The 19,323-nt window shown below is 72.2% G+C and carries 24 protein-coding genes; 12 read left to right on the top strand and 12 right to left on the bottom strand.

The genetic code is table 11. The annotated features are described in order from the left end of the window. Positions 1 to 11: 11 nt before the first annotated feature. The 5 genes from AC07F3_RS18465 to AC07F3_RS18445 all read right to left on the bottom strand — a co-directional run bounded on the left by AC07F3_RS18465 (position 12) and on the right by AC07F3_RS18445 (position 4,610). Positions 12 to 1,310 (bottom strand): DUF6986 family protein, encoded by a 1,299-nt coding sequence (locus AC07F3_RS18465; protein ID WP_479115282.1) that lies wholly within the window; start codon positions 1,308 to 1,310, stop codon positions 12 to 14. Positions 1,311 to 1,473: 163 nt separating this feature from the next. Then, the gene (locus AC07F3_RS18460; protein ID WP_479115280.1) at positions 1,474 to 2,436 is read right to left on the bottom strand and encodes an electron transfer flavoprotein subunit alpha/FixB family protein; all 963 of its coding nucleotides are present in this window, start codon (positions 2,434 to 2,436) and stop codon (positions 1,474 to 1,476) included. A 99-nt stretch (positions 2,437 to 2,535) separates the two neighbouring features. After that, positions 2,536 to 3,321 carry an electron transfer flavoprotein subunit beta/FixA family protein gene (locus AC07F3_RS18455; RefSeq protein ID WP_479115278.1) on the bottom strand — a complete coding sequence of 262 codons (786 nt, stop codon included), beginning with the start codon at positions 3,319 to 3,321 and terminating at the stop codon, positions 2,536 to 2,538. A gap of 200 nt (positions 3,322 to 3,521) precedes the next feature. Then, positions 3,522 to 4,031 (bottom strand): flavin reductase family protein, encoded by a 510-nt coding sequence (locus AC07F3_RS18450; RefSeq protein ID WP_479115277.1) that lies wholly within the window; start codon positions 4,029 to 4,031, stop codon positions 3,522 to 3,524. Positions 4,032 to 4,253: 222 nt separating this feature from the next. Further along, the gene (locus tag AC07F3_RS18445) at positions 4,254 to 4,610 is read right to left on the bottom strand and encodes a TlpA family protein disulfide reductase (RefSeq protein WP_479115275.1); all 357 of its coding nucleotides are present in this window, start codon (positions 4,608 to 4,610) and stop codon (positions 4,254 to 4,256) included. Positions 4,611 to 4,835: 225 nt separating this feature from the next. On the opposite strand from AC07F3_RS18445, the gene AC07F3_RS18440 reads away from it, so the two are divergent. Beyond that, the gene (locus AC07F3_RS18440) at positions 4,836 to 5,567 is read left to right on the top strand and encodes a lysophospholipid acyltransferase family protein (protein ID WP_479115273.1); all 732 of its coding nucleotides are present in this window, start codon (positions 4,836 to 4,838) and stop codon (positions 5,565 to 5,567) included. Positions 5,568 to 5,571: 4 nt separating this feature from the next. Here the strand turns inward: AC07F3_RS18440 and AC07F3_RS18435 are convergent, their stop codons facing one another. The 5 genes from AC07F3_RS18435 to AC07F3_RS18415 form a co-directional block, all read right to left on the bottom strand. Further along, complete coding sequence (locus AC07F3_RS18435) at positions 5,572 to 6,276, bottom strand: B3/B4 domain-containing protein (protein ID WP_479115271.1); 705 nt, start codon at positions 6,274 to 6,276, stop codon at positions 5,572 to 5,574. Between the two features lie 13 nt (positions 6,277 to 6,289). Beyond that, positions 6,290 to 6,889, bottom strand: coding sequence for a transglutaminase-like domain-containing protein (locus AC07F3_RS18430; protein ID WP_479115270.1), 600 nt, complete (start codon positions 6,887 to 6,889; stop codon positions 6,290 to 6,292). A gap of 84 nt (positions 6,890 to 6,973) precedes the next feature. Further along, positions 6,974 to 8,035 carry a threonine aldolase family protein gene (locus tag AC07F3_RS18425; protein ID WP_479115854.1) on the bottom strand — a complete coding sequence of 354 codons (1,062 nt, stop codon included), beginning with the start codon at positions 8,033 to 8,035 and terminating at the stop codon, positions 6,974 to 6,976. Next, the gene (locus AC07F3_RS18420) at positions 8,032 to 8,787 is read right to left on the bottom strand and encodes an SDR family NAD(P)-dependent oxidoreductase (RefSeq protein WP_479115268.1); all 756 of its coding nucleotides are present in this window, start codon (positions 8,785 to 8,787) and stop codon (positions 8,032 to 8,034) included. Before AC07F3_RS18420 ends, AC07F3_RS18425 begins: the two co-directional genes overlap by 4 nt. Positions 8,788 to 8,813: 26 nt before the next feature. Beyond that, positions 8,814 to 10,214: a DUF6421 family protein gene (locus AC07F3_RS18415; RefSeq protein WP_479115266.1), complete on the bottom strand. Its 1,401-nt coding sequence runs from the start codon at positions 10,212 to 10,214 to the stop codon at positions 8,814 to 8,816. 301 nt (positions 10,215 to 10,515) lie between these two features. Here AC07F3_RS18415 and AC07F3_RS18410 point away from each other — a divergent pair, with 301 nt between their 5' ends. The 4 genes from AC07F3_RS18410 to AC07F3_RS18395 all read left to right on the top strand — a co-directional run bounded on the left by AC07F3_RS18410 (position 10,516) and on the right by AC07F3_RS18395 (position 12,460). Continuing rightward, the gene (locus AC07F3_RS18410) at positions 10,516 to 10,704 is read left to right on the top strand and encodes a hypothetical protein (protein ID WP_479115264.1); all 189 of its coding nucleotides are present in this window, start codon (positions 10,516 to 10,518) and stop codon (positions 10,702 to 10,704) included. 111 nt (positions 10,705 to 10,815) lie between these two features. After that, entirely contained in the window at positions 10,816 to 11,451 is a 636-nt protein-coding gene (locus AC07F3_RS18405; protein ID WP_479115262.1) for a PadR family transcriptional regulator, read from the top strand. A 130-nt stretch (positions 11,452 to 11,581) separates the two neighbouring features. Continuing rightward, the gene (locus tag AC07F3_RS18400) at positions 11,582 to 11,707 is read left to right on the top strand and encodes a hypothetical protein (protein ID WP_479115260.1); all 126 of its coding nucleotides are present in this window, start codon (positions 11,582 to 11,584) and stop codon (positions 11,705 to 11,707) included. A gap of 69 nt (positions 11,708 to 11,776) precedes the next feature. Next, a complete protein-coding gene (locus AC07F3_RS18395) occupies positions 11,777 to 12,460 on the top strand; it encodes a glycerophosphodiester phosphodiesterase (RefSeq protein WP_479115258.1) in 684 nt (227 codons plus the stop codon). A 7-nt stretch (positions 12,461 to 12,467) separates the two neighbouring features. On the opposite strand, the gene AC07F3_RS18390 is transcribed toward AC07F3_RS18395, so the two are convergent. Beyond that, entirely contained in the window at positions 12,468 to 13,016 is a 549-nt protein-coding gene (locus tag AC07F3_RS18390) for a GNAT family N-acetyltransferase (RefSeq protein ID WP_479115256.1), read from the bottom strand. A 72-nt stretch (positions 13,017 to 13,088) separates the two neighbouring features. Here AC07F3_RS18390 and AC07F3_RS18385 point away from each other — a divergent pair, with 72 nt between their 5' ends. The 7 genes from AC07F3_RS18385 to AC07F3_RS18355 all read left to right on the top strand — a co-directional run bounded on the left by AC07F3_RS18385 (position 13,089) and on the right by AC07F3_RS18355 (position 18,875). Beyond that, complete coding sequence (locus AC07F3_RS18385) at positions 13,089 to 13,475, top strand: VOC family protein (protein WP_114035070.1); 387 nt, start codon at positions 13,089 to 13,091, stop codon at positions 13,473 to 13,475. 174 nt (positions 13,476 to 13,649) lie between these two features. Beyond that, positions 13,650 to 14,210, top strand: a complete 561-nt coding sequence (locus tag AC07F3_RS18380) for a DUF5134 domain-containing protein (RefSeq protein ID WP_479115254.1) — start codon at positions 13,650 to 13,652, stop codon at positions 14,208 to 14,210. 90 nt (positions 14,211 to 14,300) lie between these two features. Continuing rightward, on the top strand, positions 14,301 to 15,236 hold the full coding sequence (locus AC07F3_RS18375; RefSeq protein ID WP_479115252.1) for a M56 family metallopeptidase: 936 nt from the start codon (positions 14,301 to 14,303) through the stop codon (positions 15,234 to 15,236). A 33-nt stretch (positions 15,237 to 15,269) separates the two neighbouring features. Beyond that, on the top strand, positions 15,270 to 15,935 hold the full coding sequence (locus AC07F3_RS18370; RefSeq protein WP_479115250.1) for a phosphatase PAP2 family protein: 666 nt from the start codon (positions 15,270 to 15,272) through the stop codon (positions 15,933 to 15,935). 19 nt (positions 15,936 to 15,954) lie between these two features. Continuing rightward, complete coding sequence (locus AC07F3_RS18365; protein ID WP_479115248.1) at positions 15,955 to 16,659, top strand: HAD family hydrolase; 705 nt, start codon at positions 15,955 to 15,957, stop codon at positions 16,657 to 16,659. Positions 16,660 to 16,831: 172 nt separating this feature from the next. Continuing rightward, positions 16,832 to 17,434 carry a TetR/AcrR family transcriptional regulator gene (locus AC07F3_RS18360; RefSeq protein ID WP_479115246.1) on the top strand — a complete coding sequence of 201 codons (603 nt, stop codon included), beginning with the start codon at positions 16,832 to 16,834 and terminating at the stop codon, positions 17,432 to 17,434. A gap of 94 nt (positions 17,435 to 17,528) precedes the next feature. Next, on the top strand, positions 17,529 to 18,875 hold the full coding sequence (locus AC07F3_RS18355; RefSeq protein WP_479115244.1) for an FAD-dependent oxidoreductase: 1,347 nt from the start codon (positions 17,529 to 17,531) through the stop codon (positions 18,873 to 18,875). Positions 18,876 to 18,885: 10 nt separating this feature from the next. Here the strand turns inward: AC07F3_RS18355 and AC07F3_RS18350 are convergent, their stop codons facing one another. Beyond that, positions 18,886 to 19,275 (bottom strand): ArsR/SmtB family transcription factor, encoded by a 390-nt coding sequence (locus AC07F3_RS18350; RefSeq protein WP_479115242.1) that lies wholly within the window; start codon positions 19,273 to 19,275, stop codon positions 18,886 to 18,888. Positions 19,276 to 19,323 lie beyond the last annotated feature (48 nt).

Here is a 19,323-nt window from a genome sequence, read left to right as displayed (position 1 = left end):
TCCCGGTTCCGCTACGGGGCGGTGACGGTCAGGGTGCCGCGGCGGGGCGAGGCGAAGGCGTCGAGGTCGGCGCGGGTCAGGCCGGTCAGGCGGGCCACCTCGTCGTTGTCCAGGGCGCCGCAGTCCAGGCCGCGCAGCAGGTAGCCGGAGAGCGCCTTGGCGGTGGCGGGCTCGTCCATGACGTCGCCCTCGGTCTTGGCGACGTACGCGGCGAGGCGTCCGGCGGCCTGCTCAAGGCCCTCGCGGTAGAAGGCGTAGACGGCCGCGTAACGCGTCGGCATGTGTCCGGGGTGCATGTCCCAGCCCTGGTAGTAGGCGCGGGCCAGGGCGCGGCGGGTGAGGCCGTAGTGCAGCCGCCAGGCCTCGTGGACGTGCTCGGTGGAGCCGACCGGCAGCACGTTGGTCGAGCCGTCCGACACACGTACGCCGGTGCCGGCCGCGGCGACCTGCATGACGGCCTTGGCGTGGTCGGCGGCCGGGTGATCGCTGGCCTGGTAGGCGGCGGAGACGCCGACGCAGGCGCTGTAGTCGAAGGTGCCGTAGTGCAGACCGGTGGCGCGGCCCTGGGCGGCGTCGATCATCCTGGCCACGGCGGCGGTGCCGTCGGCGGCCAGGATGGACTGGCTGGTCTCGATCTGGATCTCGAAGCCGAGCCGGCCCTCGGGCAGGCCGTGCGTCTTCTCGAAGGCGCCGAGCAGCCGCACGAAAGCGGTGACCTGCTCGGGGTAGGTCACCTTCGGCAGCGTGAGCACGAGGCCGTCGGGCAGGCCGCCGTTGTGCATGAGGGTGGTCAGGAAGATGTCCGTGGTGCGGATGCCGCGGTCGCGGACGGCGGCCTCCATGCACTTCATGCGGATGCCCATGTAGGGGGCGGCCGTGCCGTTCCTGAAGGCCTCGGCGACGAGGCGGGCGGCGCGCGCGGCGTCGGCGTCCTCCTCGGCGTCGGGGCGCGGGCCGTAGCCGTCCTCGAAGTCGACGCGCAGGTCCTCGATGGGCTCGTCGCGGAGCTTGGCGCGCACCCGGTCGTACACGGGCTCGGCCAGCGCGTCGGAGATGCCGAGCACCTTGGCGAAGGAGGCGGCGTCCGGGGCGTGCTCGTCGAGCGCGGCCAGCGCCTGGTCGCCCCAGGAGCGGATGGTGCCCGCGCCGAAGACGTCACCGGGTACGTAGACGGTGTGCACGGGCTGGCGGGTGCCGGGGTCGCCCGGGTAACGGCGGGCGAGCTCCTCGTCCACCGTGACGAGCGAGGCACTGATCTCCTCGCTGACGACACCGGCGAGGCTCGTTGCCACCTGCTCCTGCTGACCCATCCTGCACCCTCCACACCGTCGAAACTTTTCCGCTTCACGGAATCAACAATCCGTATAGCGAAGTTAGTAGGCAGCTCCTTCTGCGTCAATGGTTGTCCGAAACGACCCGGGGCCGCGCGGTGAAGATCACCACGCGGCCCCGGGACCGAACAGAACTCGCAGGTCAGCCCTTGCGGGCGTTGACCTCTTCGGTCAGCTGCGGGACGACCTGGAACAGGTCGCCGACCACGCCGTAGTCGACCAGGTCGAAGATCGGGGCCTCGGCGTCCTTGTTGACGGCCACGATGGTCTTCGAGGTCTGCATGCCGGCCCGGTGCTGGATGGCGCCGGAGATGCCGTTGGCGATGTAGAGCTGCGGCGAGACGGACTTGCCGGTCTGGCCGACCTGGTTGGAGTGCGGGTACCAGCCCGCGTCCACCGCGGCGCGCGAGGCGCCGACGGCCGCGCCGAGCGAGTCGGCGAGGGCCTCGATGACCGCGAAGTTCTCGGCGCCGTTGACGCCGCGGCCGCCGGAGACCACGATCGCGGCCTCGGTCAGCTCGGGGCGTCCGGTCGACTCGCGCGGGGTGCGCGAGGTGACCTTGGTGCCGGTGGCCAGGGCCGAGAAGGTGACGGCGAGGGCCTCGACGGCGCCCGCGGCCGGGGCGGCCTCCACGGCGGCCGAGTTCGGCTTGACCGTGATGACCGGGGTGCCCTTGGAGACACGGGACTTGGTGGTGAAGGAGGCGGCGAACGCGGACTGCGTGGCCACCGGACCCTCGGCACCGGCCTCGAGGTCGACGGCGTCGGTGATGATGCCGGAGCCGATGCGGACCGCGAGGCGGGCCGCGATCTCCTTGCCCTCGGCGGACGACGGGACGAGCACGGCCGCGGGCGACACGGCCTCGTACGCGGCCTGGAGCGCGTCCACCTTCGGTACGACGAGGTACTCGGCGAACTCGGGGGCGTCGGCGGTGAGGACCTTGACCGCGCCGTGCTCGGCGAGCGCGGCCGCGGTGTTCTCGGCGCCGGCGCCGAGCGCGACGGCGACCGGGTCGCCGATGCGGCGGGCCAGCGTCAGCAGTTCGAGGGTGGGCTTGCGGACGGCACCGTCCACGTGGTCGACGTAGACCAGAACTTCAGCCATGGGACTTCAATCTCCTGCACGTGCGAAGAAAAGACGGGCGGTTGAGGGGCTCGGCGAGCCCTAGGCGCGCGGCCCGGTGGGTTCCCGGGCCAGGGGTGCCTAGATGAACTTCTGGCTCGCGAGGAACTCGGCGAGCTGCTTGCCGCCCTCGCCCTCGTCCTTGACGATCGTGCCGGCCGTGCGGGCCGGACGCTCGGCCGCGGAGTCGACCGCGGTCCAGGAGCCCCCGGGGCCGACCTCGTCGGCGTCGATGTCCAGGTCGCCCAGGTCCAGGGACTCCACCGGCTTCTTCTTGGCGGCCATGATGCCCTTGAACGACGGGTAACGGGCCTCGCCCGACTGGTCCGTCACCGAGACGACGGCCGGAAGGGAAGCCTCCAGCTGCTCGGAGGCGGTGTCGCCGTCGCGGCGGCCCTTGACCGTGCCGTCCTCGACGGAGACCTCGGAGAGCAGCGTGACCTGCGGGACGCCGAGGCGCTCCGCGAGCAGCGCCGGCAGCACGCCCATGGTGCCGTCGGTGGAGGCCATGCCGCAGATGACCAGGTCGTAGCCGGTCTTCTCGACGGCCTTGGCCAGGACCAGCGAGGTGCCGATCACGTCGGTGCCGTGCAGGTCGTCGTCCTCGACGTGGACGGCCTTGTCGGCGCCCATCGACAGCGCCTTGCGCAGCGCGTCCTTGGCGTCCTCGGGGCCGACGGTCAGCACGGTGATCTCCGCGTCATCGGCCTCGTCGGCGATCTGCAGTGCCTGCTCGACCGCGTACTCGTCGAGCTCCGAAAGGAGGCCGTCGACGTCGTCGCGGTCGACGGTCAGGTCATCGGCGAAGTGCCGGTCGCCGGTGGCGTCGGGCACGTACTTCACACAGACAACGATCCTCAAGCTCACGCCGGCTCTCCTACTGCATCGTCATTTCTGGGCTGCCTTGTTGCACGCAGCATAGGCGCCTGATGGGGCGGTTTCCGGTCGGGGCGACCGGCGCTCCGAACGAAATATTACTCGCCAGTACACCCAGCTTGTTCCCAGTAAGCAAGCGCTTTGAACTGTGACCTTGCCAACGCTGAGTAATCGGTCCTGCCAGGGAACTCTCAGTCGCGCAGCGCGTTGAAGCGGCCCTGGTGGTAGAGGAGCGGACGGCCGCCGCCCGCGGGGTCGCCGACGACCGCCTGACCCAGCACGATGCGATGGTCCCCGGCCGGGACACGGGCCACCACCTTGCAGACCAGCCAGGCAAGGACGCCGTCGAGGACGGGCACGCCCTCGGGGCCGGTGCGCCAGTCGGTGCCGGGGCCGAACCGGTCGGCGCCGCTGCGGGCGAAGGTGGCGGCCAGGTCCTGCTGGTGCTCGCCGAGTATGTGCACGCCGACATGGTCGGCCTCGGCGACGACGGGCCAGCTGGAGGAGCCGGTGCCGATCCCGAAGGAGATCAACGGGGGCTCCGCGGCGACGGAGTTGAGGGAGGTGGCGGTGAAGCCCACGGGCCGGCCGCCACGCTGGGCGGTGATCACCGCGACGCCCGCGGCGTGCTGGCGGAAGACCGACTTGAGGAGTTCGGGAGAGGCGGTCCGGGCGGTACCGAGCTCGGGCGAGGCCGTCATGGAATTGTCCTTCTGCAGAGAGTGCGACGAGGGCTGCGGATGATCAGCAGCCCGGACAGCGCGCGCTCGCGTTGCGGGCGAGGTCCACATGGGCGCGTCCATAGAGAAGGAGGTCTGTCGGCACATCGTCAGACTGACGATTCGGCGCCGTCGCAGTCAAGTGCCTTTGCGGATGTGGGAGATCCCTCACTGCGCGCCCCGGACCGCACACCCCCGCGCGCCTCACACGGCCTGCCCCAGCGCCGCGATGACGTCCGCCCGGCGGGGCTGTCCCGCCGCGCGGCGCACGATCCGGCCCGTCGCGTCGAGCACGAGCACCGTCGGGGTGCGCGCGATGCCCAGCTCCCGCACCAGGGCGAGCCGCTCCTCGGCGTCGATCTCCACGTGGGCGACGCCCTCCACCATCGCGGCCACCTCGGCCAGGGTGCGCCGGGTCGCCCGGCAGGGCTGGCAGAACGCGCTGGAGAACTGCACCAGCGTGGCCCGCCTCCCGAGCCCGGCGCCCAGTTCCGCCTCGCCGAGCCTGCGTCCGCCGTCCTCCACCACGCCGCCTCCCAGCACCGCCGCCCCGGTCTTCACACCGTCACTACCTGCTCTGTCGTACGGTTGCAGCGCGCACCGGCCCGCAATGATTCCCCGGGCCCCGACCTGCGAAGACGTGACGAGAATCTCCCCTGCGCGCGGCGCGAGGACTGGCCAGCTCGGCGCGCATCGGGCACCATCTGCCCAAAGCCTAAAACCTACGGCTGCGTAACTTATTCTCCGGGAGCACCCTCCCCGGGCACACGAAGGGTCTCCCCTGAGATGGCAGAACTCGTCTATCGGCCGGTCATCGGCGCCGCTCTCGCGATGTTCAAGGCGCTCGACCTGAAGATCGACACCCAGGGTTCGGAGAACATCCCGCGCACGGGCGGGGCGGTGCTCGTCAGCAATCACATCAGTTACCTGGACTTCATCTTCACGGGGCTCGCGGCGCTGCCGCAGAAGCGGCTCGTGCGTTTCATGGCCAAGGAGTCGGTGTTCCGGCACAAGATCTCCGGCCCGCTGATGCGCGGCATGAAGCACATCCCGGTGGACCGCAAGCAGGGCGAGGACGCCTACCAGCACGCGCTCGCCTCGCTGCGCTCGGGCGAGGTGATCGGTGTGTTCCCGGAGGCGACGATCTCGCAGTCGTTCACGCTGAAGAGCTTCAAGTCGGGGGCGGCCAGGCTCGCGCAGGAGGCCGGGGTGCCGCTGATCCCGATGGCCCTGTGGGGCACCCAGCGGGTATGGACGAAGGGGCGCCCCCGCAACTTCAAGCGCAGCCACATCCCCGTCACCATCCGCGTGGGCGAGCCGGTGGAGGCCCCCGCCGACCAGTACGCGGGCGCCATCACGCGGCGGCTGCGCGAGCGCTGCCAGGAGCTGCTCGAAGCCGCCCAGCGCGCCTATCCCGTACGCCCGAAGGACGCGAGCGACACCTGGTGGGTGCCGGCGCACCTGGGCGGTTCGGCGCCGACGCCGGAACAGGTGAAGGCCGCCGAGGCGGCGGGCTGAATCGTCACTCCTGTACGGCGGCGCCGACCGGGGGGTGGACGGTGATCCGCGCGCCGGGGCTGAACTTCTCCAGGAGTTCGGCCAGTTCGGCGCCCGCGGTGACCAGGTCGCAGTGCGGCGCCATGCCCTCCAGGAGGAAGAGGGCGTTGACCGACTCCTCGGTGAGGCGGGTCCGCACTCCCTGGCGCCAGTTCCAGCGGCGGCAGGTGACGCCCTCGTCGTCGCACCACACCACCTCGCCGGCGTCCGGGTGCTCGACCACCGCCTCGCCGCCCGCCACCGTGTGGAAGGCCTCCTCCCCCGTCGCCCGCACGAGCCGCATCGCCCCCTTGATGTGATCGGTGTCCTCGCCGCCGACGGGCACGAGGTGCGCGACGCTGATCGCGTTGTAGACGTCGACGAGCCGGTTGACGCGCGGAAGCCCGCCGTCGGCCGCCGCCCGCTTGGCCAGCGCCTCGGCCGAGTTGCGGGTGCGGTTCGGCTTGGACCCGAAGGCGGTGTAGACGGCACGCCAGGCGGCCATGTGCGGGTCCTCGTGCGGGGCGCGGCCCGCGAGCCGCTCGGCGAGGCGGCGCGCCGCGTCGTCGAGCAGGGCCGAACTCGCCGCGTCACTGGGCGCGTTGACGAGGCCGGACGCCTCGACGGCGACATGGGTGAAGCCGGGCGCGACGGCCAGGACGTCCTCGGACACGGTGAGCGTGAGCGTCATGATCGGTGGTGCCTCACAGTTCGGTCGGATAGATCGGCCACAGCGACGGCCGGTCGGGCGCGGCCTTGAGGGCACGCAGAACAGCCGGATGCGGTACATCGTAAAGCACTGGATAGTCCACTTCATTAAACTCCGGTCGCACCGTCCACGCGAGGCGCTCCTCGTCGAGCGAGAACCGGGCGTCGACCCCCGGCTTGTTCCCGCGTGCGTCGATCCGCGACCAGCCAGCCCGGCCCGGCAGCCGGACGGCGACGAGGCCGTGCACGAGCGGGTGGGAGCCATCGTCGTCGGCGAGCCGCTGATAGCAGAGAGCGGCCGGGATCGCCTCGGCGCGCAGCAGGGCCGCCAGGGCGTGGGACTTGGCGCAGCAGATGCCGGTGCGCTCGGCCAGGACGTCGGAGGCCCGCCAGGTCACGCGCAGGGCGCCGGCGTCCTCGGAGTGCGGGATCTCGTCCCGGACGAAGGTGTAGGCCGCTTCGGCGTATGAGTATGCGTCGGCGGTGTGAGCGGCCAGCCGGGCGGCCGTCTCGCGCACCAACGGGTGCTGGTGGTCAATGACCTCATCCGCAGCGAGGTAGGCGGAGAGTTGAGGGTTGCGCTGGATGAGCTCCATGGCACGGAGCGTACGAATGCGGCCGACCGCAAGTCAATGACTTTACGGTCAGCCGCATAAGTATCGATCCTCAGGCTCCGGTGATCAGCGAGCCATCTCTTCCTTCAGCGCCGCGAGGAAGCCGTCCACGTCGTCCTCGGTCGTGTCGAAGGAGCACATCCAGCGGACGTCACCGGCCTTCTCGTCCCAGAAGTAGAAGCGGTAGCGCTTCTGGAGCCGCTCACTGACGTCGTGCGGCAGGCGCGCGAACACGGCGTTGGCCTGCACCTCGTGGAGGATCTCCACGCCGTGCACCTGACGCACGCCCTCCGCGAGGCGCCGGGCCATCGCGTTGGCATGGCGGGCGTTGCGCAGCCACAGGTCCTTGGCGAGCAGCGCCTCCAACTGCACGGAGACGAAGCGCATCTTGGAGGCCAGCTGCATGGACATCTTGCGGATGTGCTTCAGCTGCCGGCCCGCGTCCGGGTCGAGCACGACGATCGCCTCGCCGAACAGCATGCCGTTCTTGGTGCCGCCGAACGACAGGACGTCCACGCCGACCGCGTTAGTGAACGTACGCATCGGCACGTTCAGCGACGCGGCCGCGTTGGATATGCGCGCCCCGTCCAGGTGGACCTTCATGCCGCGCTCGTGGGCGTGGTCGCAGATGGCCTTGATCTCGTCGGGCGTGTAGACCGTGCCCAGCTCGGTGTTCTGGGTGATCGAGACGACCTGCGGCATCGCGCGGTGCTCGTCCTCCCAGCCCCAGGCCTGGCGGTCGATCAGTTCGGGCGTCAGTTTGCCGTCCGGCGTCTGCACGGTGAGCAGCTTCAGCCCCGCCATGCGCTCGGGGGCGCCGCCCTCGTCCACGTTGATGTGCGCGGTCTCGGCGCACACCACCGCGCCCCAGCGGTCGGTCAGCGCCTGGAGGGCGGTGACGTTGGCGCCGGTCCCGTTGAAGACGGGGAAGGTCTCGGCGCCCGCGCCGAAGTGGCTGTGCATGACGCGCTGGAGGTGGTCGGTGTAGTCGTCCTCGCCGTACGCGATCTGGTGACCGCCGTTGGCGAGCGCGAGGGCCGCGAGGACCTCCGGGTGCGCTCCGGCGTAGTTGTCGCTGGCGAAACCGCGCACCGCCGGGTCGTGGTGCTGTCGCGCGTCCGTCCTCACGGCTTGGGGGTCAGCCACAGGCGCTGTCCGTTCACTTCCTGGGCGGGCTTGTCCCACACGCCGGCGATGGCGTCGGCCAGCTCCTTGACGTCGGTGAAACCCGCGAACTTCGCATTGGGTCGCTCGGCGCGCATGGCGTCGTGCACCAGTGCCTTGATCACCAGGATGGCAGCAGCGGCCGTCGGCCCGTCGGCCCCCTCGGCGATCCCCGCCTTGCGGAACGAGTCGCCGAGGGCCAGCGTCCATGCCTCGGCGGCGGCCTTGCCCGCGTTGTAGGCGGCGTTGTTCGCGGTGGGCTTGTGCGCGCCGGACTGGCTGACCAGCACGAAGCGGCCCCGGTCGCTGCGCAGCAGCTGGTCGTGGAAGGCGAGCGAGGTGTGCTGCACCGTCTTGATCAGCAGCTTCTCCAGAAGCTCCCAGTCGGCCAGGTCGGTCTCGGGGAAGGAGGCGCTGCCGCGCCAGCCGCCGACGAGGTGGACCATGCCGTCGACCCGTCCGAACTCCTTCTGGATGCGGTCCGCCCAGTCGCGGGTGGCCTGCAGGTCGAGGAGGTCGACGGTGTCTCCGGTGACGGTGGCCCCGCCGTGCGCGTACCGCGCGGCGTCCACGGCCTCGGCGAGGCGCTGCGCGTCCGAGTCGGCGCCCACCACGACCGCGCCCGCCTCGGCGAGCCGCAGCAGGGCGGCCCGGCCGGCCGGGCCTGCGGCTCCGGCCACGGCGACGACGGCACCGTTGAGAGGTCCGTTGTTCATCTTCTTCGCCCCTTCCGTACGAGCGCTCACGCGGCGGCTCCGACCGGAGCGGAAGCGGCGGTGATCCCCTTGGTGGAGGCGATCACGTTCTTCAGCTTCTTGGAGAGCGCCTCATAGAACATGCTGAGCGGAAACTCGTCCGGAAGCACGTCGTCGACGAGCTTGCGGGGCGGCTGCGCCAGATCCAGGGCGTCGGGACCCTTGGCCCAGCGCGATCCCGGGTGCGGGGCGAGGTAGGTGGAGACCAGCTCGTACGCGGCGAACCAGTGGACCAGCTTCGGGCGGTCGATGCCGTCGCGGTAGAGCTTCTCGATCTCGGCGCACAGCTGGTTGGTGACCTGCGGGGCGCGGTCCCAGTCGATGTGCAGCTTGTTGTCGGTCCAGCGCACCACGTCGTGCTTGTGGAGGTAGGCGAAGAGGAGCTGGCCGCCGAGCCCGTCGTAGTTGCGGACGCGGTCGCCGGAGACCGGGAAGCGGAACATCCGGTCGAACAGCACCGCGTACTGGACGTCACGGCCGTGCCGGTTGCCCTCGGCCTCCAGCTTCACGGCCTCCTTGAAGGCGGTGAGGTCGCAGCGCAGCTCTTCGAGGCCGTACATCCAGAACGGCTGGCGCTGCTTGATCATGAAGGGGTCGAAGGGCAGGTCGCCGTGGCTGTGGGTGCGGTCGTGGACCATGTCCCAGAGCACGAAGGCCTGCTCGCAGCGCTCCTGGTCGGCCACCATCTCCCGGATGTCCTCGGGCAGTTCGAGGCCGAGGATGCGCACGGACGCCTCGGTCACGGCACGGAAGCGGGCCGCCTCGCGGTCGCAGAAGATGCCGCCCCAGGTGAAGCGCTCGGGCGCCTCGCGCACGGCGATCGTCTCCGGGAAGAGCACGGCGGAGTGGGTGTCGTACCCGGCGGTGAAGTCCTCGAAGGTGATGCCGCAGAACAGCGGGTTGTCGTAGCGGGTCGCCTCCAGCTCGGCGAGCCACTCGGGCCAGACCATGCGCAGCACGACCGCTTCGAGGTTGCGGTCGGGATTGCCGTTCTGCGTGTACATGGGGAAGAGGACCAGGCGCTGCAGTCCGTCGGCGCGGTCCGCGGCGGGGTGGAACTTCAGGAGCGAGTCCAGGAAGTCCGGCACGTCGAAGGCGCTGTCGGCCCACTTGCGCAGGTCGGCGATCAGGGCGTCGTGGTAGGCCGCGTCGTGCGGCAGCAGGGGCGAGAGCTGCTCGACGGCGGCGATCACCTGGTCGAGGGTGGCCTCGACGACCGCGCGGGGCGGGGCGCCCTCCGCGTCGAAGTCGATCGAGCCGTCCTTGGACTGCCAGGGCCGGATCTCCTCGACGGCATTCTTGAGCGCGGTCCACGCGGGGTGGTCGACCACCCGCCGGTCGGACACTGCGCCCCCCACGTCCGGGTCCTGCACAAGAATTTCCGTCATGTCACTTCCTCCACAGGAGAACCTCGCGTCAAGACACCGTATCCGTGTTCGGTTGTTCCGCTCAAGAGGTACCTCAGTAAATTATCCTGTCGCGCGCGTGTCACACCGCTCTTCTTCCTGCGTTCATGCAATGGCACGGCTATGGCTGCGGCCGGACGGGACGAGGAGCAACCCACGGGCGAGCGGGCCACGCCCGCGGCCGAGCATGCGTACAAGACCGGGGCCGCACCCCGCGCCAGGCCGGCGTCAGGGCCGGCCGCCACCGCGGCCGGTGTCCACGAGCGCTCATGGGCGGGAGGCTGTGCCATGGATCTGCGCGGGGCGGGCCGTCGAGCACGATCTCGCCGAGGTGGACGTGGCCCCGCTGAACCTGCGCCTGCTCGCCCTGCTCGGCGGCGCGGCCCCGGGGCTCGCGGCCGCGGCGCAGCGCCGGCTCGGCGGCCCGGCGATCGGCGAACAGCTCGACCGGGGCCAGCGCCACAAACGCTGACGGGCGGCCCGGCGACGGTGGGATCCGCCAACCGCCCGCCCCGGATCACGGAGCATCTCACGTCCCGTGCGGGGCTTGTTTCCGGGCGCCCCGCTCACTTCAATGCGCGGTATGAGCAGCCGTCAGCCCACCAACGGACCCGGCCCGCCGGCGCAGTTGCCGCCGACGGCGTGGGCGGTGCTCGGGCTGCTCTCGTTCCCCGGCGAGCGGACCGGCTACGAGCTCAAGAAATGGGCCGACGCCTCGCTGCGGTTCTTCTACTGGGCTCCGGCGGTCAGCCAGATCTACGCCGAGCTGCGCCGCCTGGAGGACCTCGGATACGTCACGTCCCGCCGCTCGGGGCCCGAGGAGCCGCGCACCACCCGGCGGTACGCGATCAGCGAGGCCGGGCGCGGCGCGCTCGCCGGGTGGGCGGACTCCCCCGGGGCCGCGGGCCCGGCCGTTCTCAAGCACCCGCTGGTGCTGCGGGTCTGGCTCGGGCATCTCGCGGCGCCGCAGCGCCTGCGCGCTCTGGTGGGGGACCATCTCGCGCGCACCGAGGCCGAGTTGACGCAGGTGCGGGCCGCGCTCGCCCGTACCGAGGACACCGAGGGGTGGGCGTATCCGCGGATCGCGCTGCGCTGGAGCGAGCGCCGGGAGCTGGCCGAGCTGGAGCTGGCGCGGGCCATGCTCGCCGACCTGGACCTGCTGGCGGCGCCGCGGGGTGGAGATCAAGACAATCACGACGGCTGGCCCGGCCCGGGGTGACGGCCGCGGGGCCCCGCGTCAAGGGCGGCAGGAATCGCCCACGGGCGGGTGACACGGGCTGGCCCGCGCGGGGTGCGCACAGGTAGGACGGAGTCCTTCCGCCCGTCGCCCGAACCCCGGAGCCGCCCCCGTGAGTACCCGCGCAGTGCTTGTCGCAGCCCTCATCACCGGCTTCATCCTCGGGATCGCGTCAACCCGGGCGGACGACTTCGATGCCCCGCGCGAGCCGGGGTCCGTCGCGGTGGCGGGCCGTTAGGCTGCGGCTGCCGCGTGCGCACGGGACTGCGTCGCGCGCATACCGCCGTCGACGGAAGCGAGGCCTGTCTTGACGTTCCTCACCATCGGTCACCGCGGGGTCATGGGTGTCGAGCCGGAGAACACCCTGCGGTCCTTCGTCCACGCGGAACGCGCGGGCATGGACGCCATCGAACTCGATCTGCACCTCAGCAAGGACGGCGCCCTCGTCGTCATGCACGACGCCGAGGTCGACCGCACCACGGACGGGGAGGGGCCCATCGGCGAGATGACCCTCGCCGAGCTGCGGGAGCTGGACGCGGGTCAGGGCGAGCGCATCCCCGTCCTCGAGGAGGTCCTCGACGCGGTGAAGACCCCGATCCAGGCAGAGATCAAGGACGTCGCCGCGGCCCGTGCGCTCGCCGAGGTGATCCTGCGGCGCGATCTGGTGAGCCGGGTCGAGGTGCTGTCCTTCCACGACGAGGCGCTCGCCGAGATCGCCTCCCTCGTGCCCGGCGTGCGCACCGGGCTTGTCGACGACAGCTGGGGGCCCGATCTCCTCGACCGGGCCCGCGCCGTCGGCGCCAAGACCCTGGTGCTGAGCATCCACCGGCTCACTCTGGAGACGGTCGAAAGGGCCCACGCGGCGGGGTTCAAGGTGATCGGCTGGACCGTGAACACCCAGGACCACCTGCGTCTGGTGCGCGCCCTCCAGCTGGACGGCGCGACGACCGACTATCCCGAGATCCGCCGCACCGGCCGCTTCACCGCCTAGCGCTGCCTCAGCCCAGCTCCTTGACCAGCAGCTCGAACGCGAGGTCGTCGCGCTGCGGCAGGCCGAAGCGCTCGTCGCCGTACGGGAAGGGCGTCATCCTTCCCGTACGGCGGTAGCCGCGCCGCTCGTAGAAGGCGATCAGCTCGTCCCGCACCGAGATGACGGTCATGTGCATCTCGCGCACGCCCCACTCGGCCCGGGCGGTGCGCTCGGCCTCCGCGATGATCTGCTTGCCGAGGCCCGCGCCCTGGAGCGCCGGAGAGACCGCGAACATCCCGAAGTAGGCCGCGTCCCCGCGGTGTTCGAGCTGGCAGCAGGCGACCAACTCCCCGTCCCGCTCCACGGTGAGCAGCCTGCTGCCCGGCGTGGTGATGACCGCGCGCACCCCTTCGGGGTCGGTGCGCTGTCCCTGGAGGATGTCGGCCTCGGTGGTCCAGCCGGCGCGGCTGGAGTCCCCGCGGTAGGCCGACTCGATGAGCGGCACCAGTGCCTCGACGTCGGCTTCGGTGGCGTCCCGGTAGCTCAGCTCTCCGGCGGCCCGGCTGGCGGTGTCCATCGCGGTCTCCCTGCTGACTCGATTGCGCTGTGGCGGCCTCCCGAGCGTAACCCGGCCACTAAGGTCCCCGTCATGGTGCACGTACTGAGCAGCCGGACCCTGTTGCGCCCCACCGACCCCGAGCGTTCGCGCGCCTTCTACGGCGGACAACTCGGGCTTCCCGTCTACCGCGAGTTCGGTACGGGGCCCGAGCGCGGCACGGTCTACTTCCTGGGCGGAGGCTTCCTGGAGGTGTCCGGCCGCGCCGAGCACCCCCCGGCACCGGGACTCCAGCTGTGGCTCCAGGTGGCGGACGTGGCCGGGGCGCACGAGGAGCTCGTGGGGCGCGGGGTGGCGATCGCGCGGCCTCCGGTGCGCGAGCCGTGGGGGCTCGTCGAGATGTGGATCGAGGATCCGGACGGGGTGCGCATCGCGGTGGTGGAGGTCCCGGCCGACCACCCGCTGCGCTTCCGCCCCTGAGGCCGTCCCCCGCGAGACCCCCGGTCGGGCCTCTCCCGCGACGCCTGTGACCGGCGAAGATCCCTCGCGCGCTCCCCTCGTGTGTCCCTGCGCCCGCGTATGCGGCCCCGTGGGCGGGCATCGATCCCTCGGCAGGGCGATCCATCGAGCGTCATCGAGCGGGGGAGGTACGCCGTGCACGGTCCGGTGCTGCCCGGCTGGTTGCTGGTCGCGCTGTGCGCGGCGACCGGCGCGTCCTGTCTGCTGCGGATGCGCGGCGGTTCCGCGCGGGCGCGCGGCGCGGCGGCCGGCGAGGCGGTGATGGGGTTCGGGATGGCCGCGATGGCCGTACCGGCCGCGTTCCTCGCACCCTCGCCGTGGACGGCGACCACCTACGCGGTGGTCTTCGGGGGAGCAGCGCTGCGGGCGCTGTGGCTGGCGCGGGGCGGGGCGCACCATCTGCACCACGCGGTGGGCTCGCTGGCCATGGTCTACATGGCGCTCGCGATGGCGCCGGGCGCCGCGGGTGCGCACACCGGACACGAGGGGCATGCGGCGGGCGGGGTGCCGCCGCTGACCGGGGCCCTGCTCCTGTACTTCGCGGTCTACGTCCTGTCGGCGGGGGCGCGCCTGCTGCCCTCGGCGAGCGCGGGCGGACCCGCGGTCGCCGTCTCCTGGGGCGCACGGCCCGAGCTGGCCCTGGCGTGCCGGCTCTCGATGGGGATCGCCATGCTGGCGATGCTGGTGACCGTCTGAGCCGCCCGCTGGCGGGCTTCCGTCGTGGCGTGCGTCACTTGGCGGTCGCCGCCATACCTATCGGACCGGCCTCGCTCATAGGCTGAGACCATGACGGTCTCCCTCGCGTTGCTGGTGCTCGGCCTGGTGTCCGCCGTCGCCGCCCCGCGACTGCTGGCCCGCGCCGACTGGGTCGAGCGCGAGCCGGTGGTGGCGCTGTGGGTCTGGCAGTGCGTGGTGGCGGCGGTGCTGCTCTGCTTCGGGCTCGCGATGGTCTTCAGCGCCGCGTCCGCGTGGCAGACCGTACGCGGCCAGGTGTTCGCGCCCGCGCCCCGCGCCGTCGTCGAGGCGTACGCGCTCGGACCGTACGGCCCCTGGTCGGCGGCGCTCGCGGTGGTGCTCTTCCTCGGCGGCGCCTGGACCGGGGCGATGCTCACCCGGGAGATCAGGGACAGCTGGGCACGCCGTCGCCGGCGCCGCGCGGAGCTGCGGCTGCGCTCGCCGCTGCTGCCCGGCGAGGAGCCGTCGGGCGAGCGCCTGGTGGTCCTGGAGGCAGCCCGGCCCGACGCCTGGTGGCTGCCCGGCCAGACCCCCCAACTGGTCATCACCACGGCGGCACTTCGGCGCCTGAAGGGCCGTCAGCTCGATGCGGTGCTGGCCCACGAGCTCGGGCACGCGCGGGCCCGGCACGACTGGCTGCTGCACTGCTCGGGGGCGCTCGCCCGGGGGTTCCCGCAGGTGCCGGTGTTCGCCGCGTTCCGCGACGAGATGCACCGCCTGGTGGAGCTGGCCGCCGACGACGTGGCGTCCCGCCGCTTCGGGCGCCTCACCATCGCGCTCGCGCTGGTCGAACTCAACGAGCACCGCGGGGTGTTCGGGCCCTGTCCCTCGCCCGAGGGCCAGCTCCCCCAGCGGGTGCACCGGCTCCTGTCGGCGGCTCCGAGGCTGCCCGCGAGCCACCGGCTGCGGCTGACCGCGTACGCCGCCCTGGTGCCCGCCGTGCCGCTCGTCGTGGCCCTCGTGCCGGGGCTGCACGCGCTGGGCTAGCCGTATCCGGCCCGGTCGGCTTGGATCTTCCGCATGCCGCTCGCCCCCTTTGAGACCCGCCCGGCCGCGCCGCTGCGCGTCGGCCTCGTCTGCGCCCTGCTCGCCGGACTCCTGCTGATCGTGGTGGTCGCCGGGTGGGGTCCGCTGATGTCGTGGGACCGCCTGATGGCCGACGGCCTGCACCGACGGGCGGTCGCGGATCCCGGTCTCACCCACGTCAACCGGGTTCTGACCGACTGGGTGTGGGACCCGTGGACGATGCGCGCCCTGCTCGCGGTGGTCGTCGCGGTCCTGCTGCGCAGGGGCGAGCGGCTCCTCGCGCTGTGGGTCGCGGCGACGAGCGGCCTCGGTACGGCCGTGCAGCAGGGGCTCAAGGCGGCCGTCGGCCGCGACCGGCCGCGCTGGCCGGATCCGGTGGACTCGGCCGGGTACGCGGCGTTCCCGTCGGGCCACGCGCTGAGCGTGACGGTCGCCTTCGGGCTGCTCGTCTGGCTGCTCGCGCTGCACGGGGCCGGGCGCCGGCTGCGCGGCGCCGTCCTCGCGGCGGGGGTGCTGTCCGCGCTCGGCGTGGGGTTCACCCGGCTGTTCCTGGGTGTGCACTGGTTCTCGGACGTGCTGGGCGGCTGGCTGATCGGGGTGGCGGTCGTCGCGCTGAGCGCGGCCGCCCATGCCCGCTGGGCCTTGAAGCCGCGGGGATGAGCACGCGAGGATCGCGGGCATGACGATCAAGGGCGTTCTCTTCGACTTCTCCGGCACCCTCTTTCGCGTCGAGCCGGTCCAGGACTGGCTCTCCGCCGTACTCGACGCCTCCGGCACCACCCTGCCGCCGACCGAACTGGAGCGGTGCGCACGGGAGTTGGAGGTGGCGGGCGCGCTGCCCGGCGGCGCCGATCCGCTGCGGATACCCCCGCATCTGGCGGAGCTGTGGCCCGTGCGGGACCGGAGCGCCGAGCTCCACCGCACGACGTACACGGGTCTCGCGCGGGAGGTGGAGCTGCCCGATCCGGCCCTGTACGACCTGCTCTACGACCGCCACATGACCCCGCCCGCCTGGCGGCCCTACCCCGACACCGAGCGGGTCCTCGCCGGGCTGCGGGAGCGGGGCGTGAAGGTGGGCGTGGTCAGCAACATCGGCTGGGACCTGCGGCCGGTGTTCCGCTGGTACGGCCTGGACGACCACGTGGACGCGTATCTGCTGTCCTTCGAGCACGGGGTGCAGAAGCCCGACGCGCGGCTGTTCGAGGCGGCCTGCGAGGCGCTCGCGCTCGATCCGGGCCAGGTCCTGATGGTGGGGGACGACCGGCGGGCGGACGGCGGCGCCGCGGCGCTCGGCTGTGCGGTGCACTTCGTCGACCACCTGCCGGTGGACGAGCGGCCGGATGCTCTGCTGCCGGTGCTCGCGCGGGTCGCGGAAGGCCGCTGAGCGGCCGCCGGGCGCGCCGGACAAGGGGCTTGAAAGGGGCTACCCGTCCGGGGTGATCCCCCGCGTCACCCCGAACGAGCAGCCCAGGCGCAGGTCAGGCCCCGGCTAGGGGTACCGCCCTGCGACAGCCTGAGTATATTGGCTCTCAGCCAGTCAACGCAGGAGTTACAGCATGTCCCCGCGCAGCGCATCGGTCAATGAAGAACTGCGCAGACGTTCTCGCGAGCGGCTGCTGCAAGCCACTGTGGAGCTGGTGGCCGAACGAGGCTATGAATCGACGACGCTCGGCGACATCGCGGACCGGGCCGGTTCCGCCCGCGGCCTGGTGTCGTACTACTTCCCGGGCAAGCGCCAGCTGCTCCAGTCCGCGGTGCACCGTCTGATGCATCTGACCCTGGAGGCGGGCCTGGAGCGCGAGCCGCGCACCGCCGACGGGAGGGAGCGGCTGGCCCGGGCGATCGACGCGATCCTCGGGCTCACGCATGACCAGCCGGTCCTCATGCGGGCCCACATGGCCGGGATCCTCCAGGCCCAGGGTTTCGTGCAGTGCCCCGAGCAGCAGCGCCTGGCCGCGCTGTTGCGGGACACCGTCGAGCGGTACGGCTCGCAGGACGTGGACACCGAGTACCCGCTGCTGCGGGCCAATCTCATGGGCGCCGTCTTCGCCGCGCTCCTCCCGGGCGCCCCGATGGACGCGGCCACCTTGCGGGCCGAGCTCTTCCAGCGGTACGGACTGGACTGGGAGCTGGGCTCGCCGCCGCACCGGGCCCCCTGATCGGCGGCGGACGTCTACCCGCCGCGCGCCGGGCGGTGCCATCCTGAAGGCCCCAGCGGTCTTCTGCGGTTCTCTCGTCCAAGGAGCACCCGCCATGCTGCGCATCGCCGTCGTCGGATCCGGGCCGAGCGGGGTCTACACCGCCCAGAGCCTGGTGGAGCAGAGCGCGCCCCAGGACATCCACGTGGACGTCCTGGACCGGCTGCCGTGCCCGTACGGTCTGGTCCGCTACGGGGTCGCGCCGGACCACGAGAAGATCAAGTCGCTCCAGAACAACCTCCGCACGGTCCTGGAGGACGGCCGCGTCCGCTTCCTGGGGCATGTCGAGGTGGGCCCGGGCGGCGTACCGCCGGAGCTGCTGCGGCGGCTCTACCACGCGGTGGTGTACTGCGTGGGCGCCAAGTCCGACCGGCACCTGGGCATCCCCGGCGAGGACCTGCCGGGCAGCTTCTCGGCGACCGAGTTCGTGTCCTGGTACAGCGCGCACCCGGACAGCGACCCCGACTCCTTCGTCCTGGGCGCCCGTTCGGCCGTGGTGATCGGCGCGGGCAACGTGGCGGTGGACGTGGCGCGCATGCTGGCCCGCGGCGCGGACGAGCTGCGGCCGACCGACGTGCCGCAGTCCGCGCTCGGCGCGCTCGCCGTCAGCCGGGTGCGCGAGGTGCACATGGCGGCCCGCCGGGGCCCCTCGCAGGCCCGGTTCACCACCAAGGAGCTGCGGGAGCTGGGCGCGCTGCCGGGCGCCGACGTGGCGGTGGACATCGACGAGCTGGCCCTGGACCCGGACTTCGTCGACCCCGCCGCACTGCCCGGCCCGGTGCGGCGCAACGTGGAGGTGCTGCGGGGCTGGATCGGTCGGCCGCCGCGGCCGGGCACCCGGCGGCTGAGCCTGCGCTTCTACCTGCGGCCCGTGGAGCTCCTGGAGCGCGACGGCAGGGTGGGCGCGGTGCGCTTCGAGCGGACGGTGCCGGACGGCTCGGGCGGCGTGCTCCCCACCGGGAGGTACGAGGAGATCGAGGCGCAGCTGGTGCTGCGGGCGGTCGGCTACCGCGGGGTGGCGCCGCAGGGACTGCCGTACGACCCGGCGACCGGGACGGTGCCGCACGCGGCGGGCCGGGTGCTGCGGGAGGGGGCGCCGTCGCCGGGCGAGTACGTGGCGGGCTGGATCAAGCGCGGCCCGACGGGCGTGATCGGCACCAACCGCCCCTGCGCCAAGGAGACGGTCACCTCGCTGCTCCAGGACGCTCCGCTCCTGTCCGGGCGCCCCGCGGCGGCCGAACCCCTGGACGCGCTGCGGGAGTTGGGGCTGCGGCCGGTGACCTGGCAGGGCTGGCTGGAGATCGAGCGCGCCGAGGCGGAGCTGGGCCGCTCGCTGGGGCGCCGCTCGGTGAAGATCCCCGACTGGGACGGTCTGCTGTCGGCGGCGCTGGGCACGGGCTGAGGCCGCGCGCTCAGCCGTCGGCGCCCAGGCGCTCGACCTGCCGGGCCGCCGCGTCCAGGACGCTGTCGAGCAGGCCCGGGAAGAGCGCGTCGAGGTCGGCGCGGCGCAGGCCGTTCATCTTGGCGGTGCCCCGGTAGACCTGCTGGATCACGCCGCTCTCGCGCAGCACCCGGAAGTGGTGGGTGGTCGTCGACTTGGTGACGGGCAGCACGAAGTAGGAGCACGAGAGCTCCCCCTCCTGCGCGGCGAGCGCCCGGACCACGCGCATCCGCATCGGGTCGGACAGCGCGTGCAGGACGCCCTCCAGGCGGATCTCGTCGCGCGCCGGGTGGGCGAGTTCACGGGTGTTCGTCGCGGTGGTCACGAGATCGATTGTACGAGACTCATCGTAGTTTGACATCTGCCGTACTACGATGAGTATCGTACGAAGCGATCCCGGCGCCGCACC

This window comes from Streptomyces sp. NPDC045846 (assembly GCF_056431605.1).
This window is presented reverse-complemented; position numbering and strand designations above follow the sequence as displayed.

What these genes read in the sequence shown, in the direction of transcription:
- AC07F3_RS18465 (WP_479115282.1), bottom strand. Translation starts at nt 1,310, where the DNA reads ATGGGTCAGCAGGAGCAGGTGGCAACGAGCCTCGCCGGTGTCGTCAGC.
- AC07F3_RS18460 (WP_479115280.1), bottom strand. Translation starts at nt 2,436, where the DNA reads ATGGCTGAAGTTCTGGTCTACGTCGACCACGTGGACGGTGCCGTCCGC.
- AC07F3_RS18450 (WP_479115277.1), bottom strand. Translation starts at nt 4,031, where the DNA reads ATGACGGCCTCGCCCGAGCTCGGTACCGCCCGGACCGCCTCTCCCGAA.
- AC07F3_RS18440 (WP_479115273.1), top strand. Translation starts at nt 4,836, where the DNA reads ATGGCAGAACTCGTCTATCGGCCGGTCATCGGCGCCGCTCTCGCGATG.
- AC07F3_RS18435 (WP_479115271.1), bottom strand. Translation starts at nt 6,276, where the DNA reads ATGACGCTCACGCTCACCGTGTCCGAGGACGTCCTGGCCGTCGCGCCC.
- AC07F3_RS18430 (WP_479115270.1), bottom strand. Translation starts at nt 6,889, where the DNA reads ATGGAGCTCATCCAGCGCAACCCTCAACTCTCCGCCTACCTCGCTGCG.
- AC07F3_RS18420 (WP_479115268.1), bottom strand. Translation starts at nt 8,787, where the DNA reads ATGAACAACGGACCTCTCAACGGTGCCGTCGTCGCCGTGGCCGGAGCC.
- AC07F3_RS18415 (WP_479115266.1), bottom strand. Translation starts at nt 10,214, where the DNA reads ATGACGGAAATTCTTGTGCAGGACCCGGACGTGGGGGGCGCAGTGTCC.
- AC07F3_RS18405 (WP_479115262.1), top strand. Translation starts at nt 10,816, where the DNA reads ATGAGCAGCCGTCAGCCCACCAACGGACCCGGCCCGCCGGCGCAGTTG.
- AC07F3_RS18390 (WP_479115256.1), bottom strand. Translation starts at nt 13,016, where the DNA reads ATGGACACCGCCAGCCGGGCCGCCGGAGAGCTGAGCTACCGGGACGCC.
- AC07F3_RS18385 (WP_114035070.1), top strand. Translation starts at nt 13,089, where the DNA reads ATGGTGCACGTACTGAGCAGCCGGACCCTGTTGCGCCCCACCGACCCC.
- AC07F3_RS18375 (WP_479115252.1), top strand. Translation starts at nt 14,301, where the DNA reads ATGACGGTCTCCCTCGCGTTGCTGGTGCTCGGCCTGGTGTCCGCCGTC.
- AC07F3_RS18370 (WP_479115250.1), top strand. Translation starts at nt 15,270, where the DNA reads ATGCCGCTCGCCCCCTTTGAGACCCGCCCGGCCGCGCCGCTGCGCGTC.
- AC07F3_RS18365 (WP_479115248.1), top strand. Translation starts at nt 15,955, where the DNA reads ATGACGATCAAGGGCGTTCTCTTCGACTTCTCCGGCACCCTCTTTCGC.
- AC07F3_RS18360 (WP_479115246.1), top strand. Translation starts at nt 16,832, where the DNA reads ATGTCCCCGCGCAGCGCATCGGTCAATGAAGAACTGCGCAGACGTTCT.
- AC07F3_RS18355 (WP_479115244.1), top strand. Translation starts at nt 17,529, where the DNA reads ATGCTGCGCATCGCCGTCGTCGGATCCGGGCCGAGCGGGGTCTACACC.
- AC07F3_RS18350 (WP_479115242.1), bottom strand. Translation starts at nt 19,275, where the DNA reads ATGTCAAACTACGATGAGTCTCGTACAATCGATCTCGTGACCACCGCG.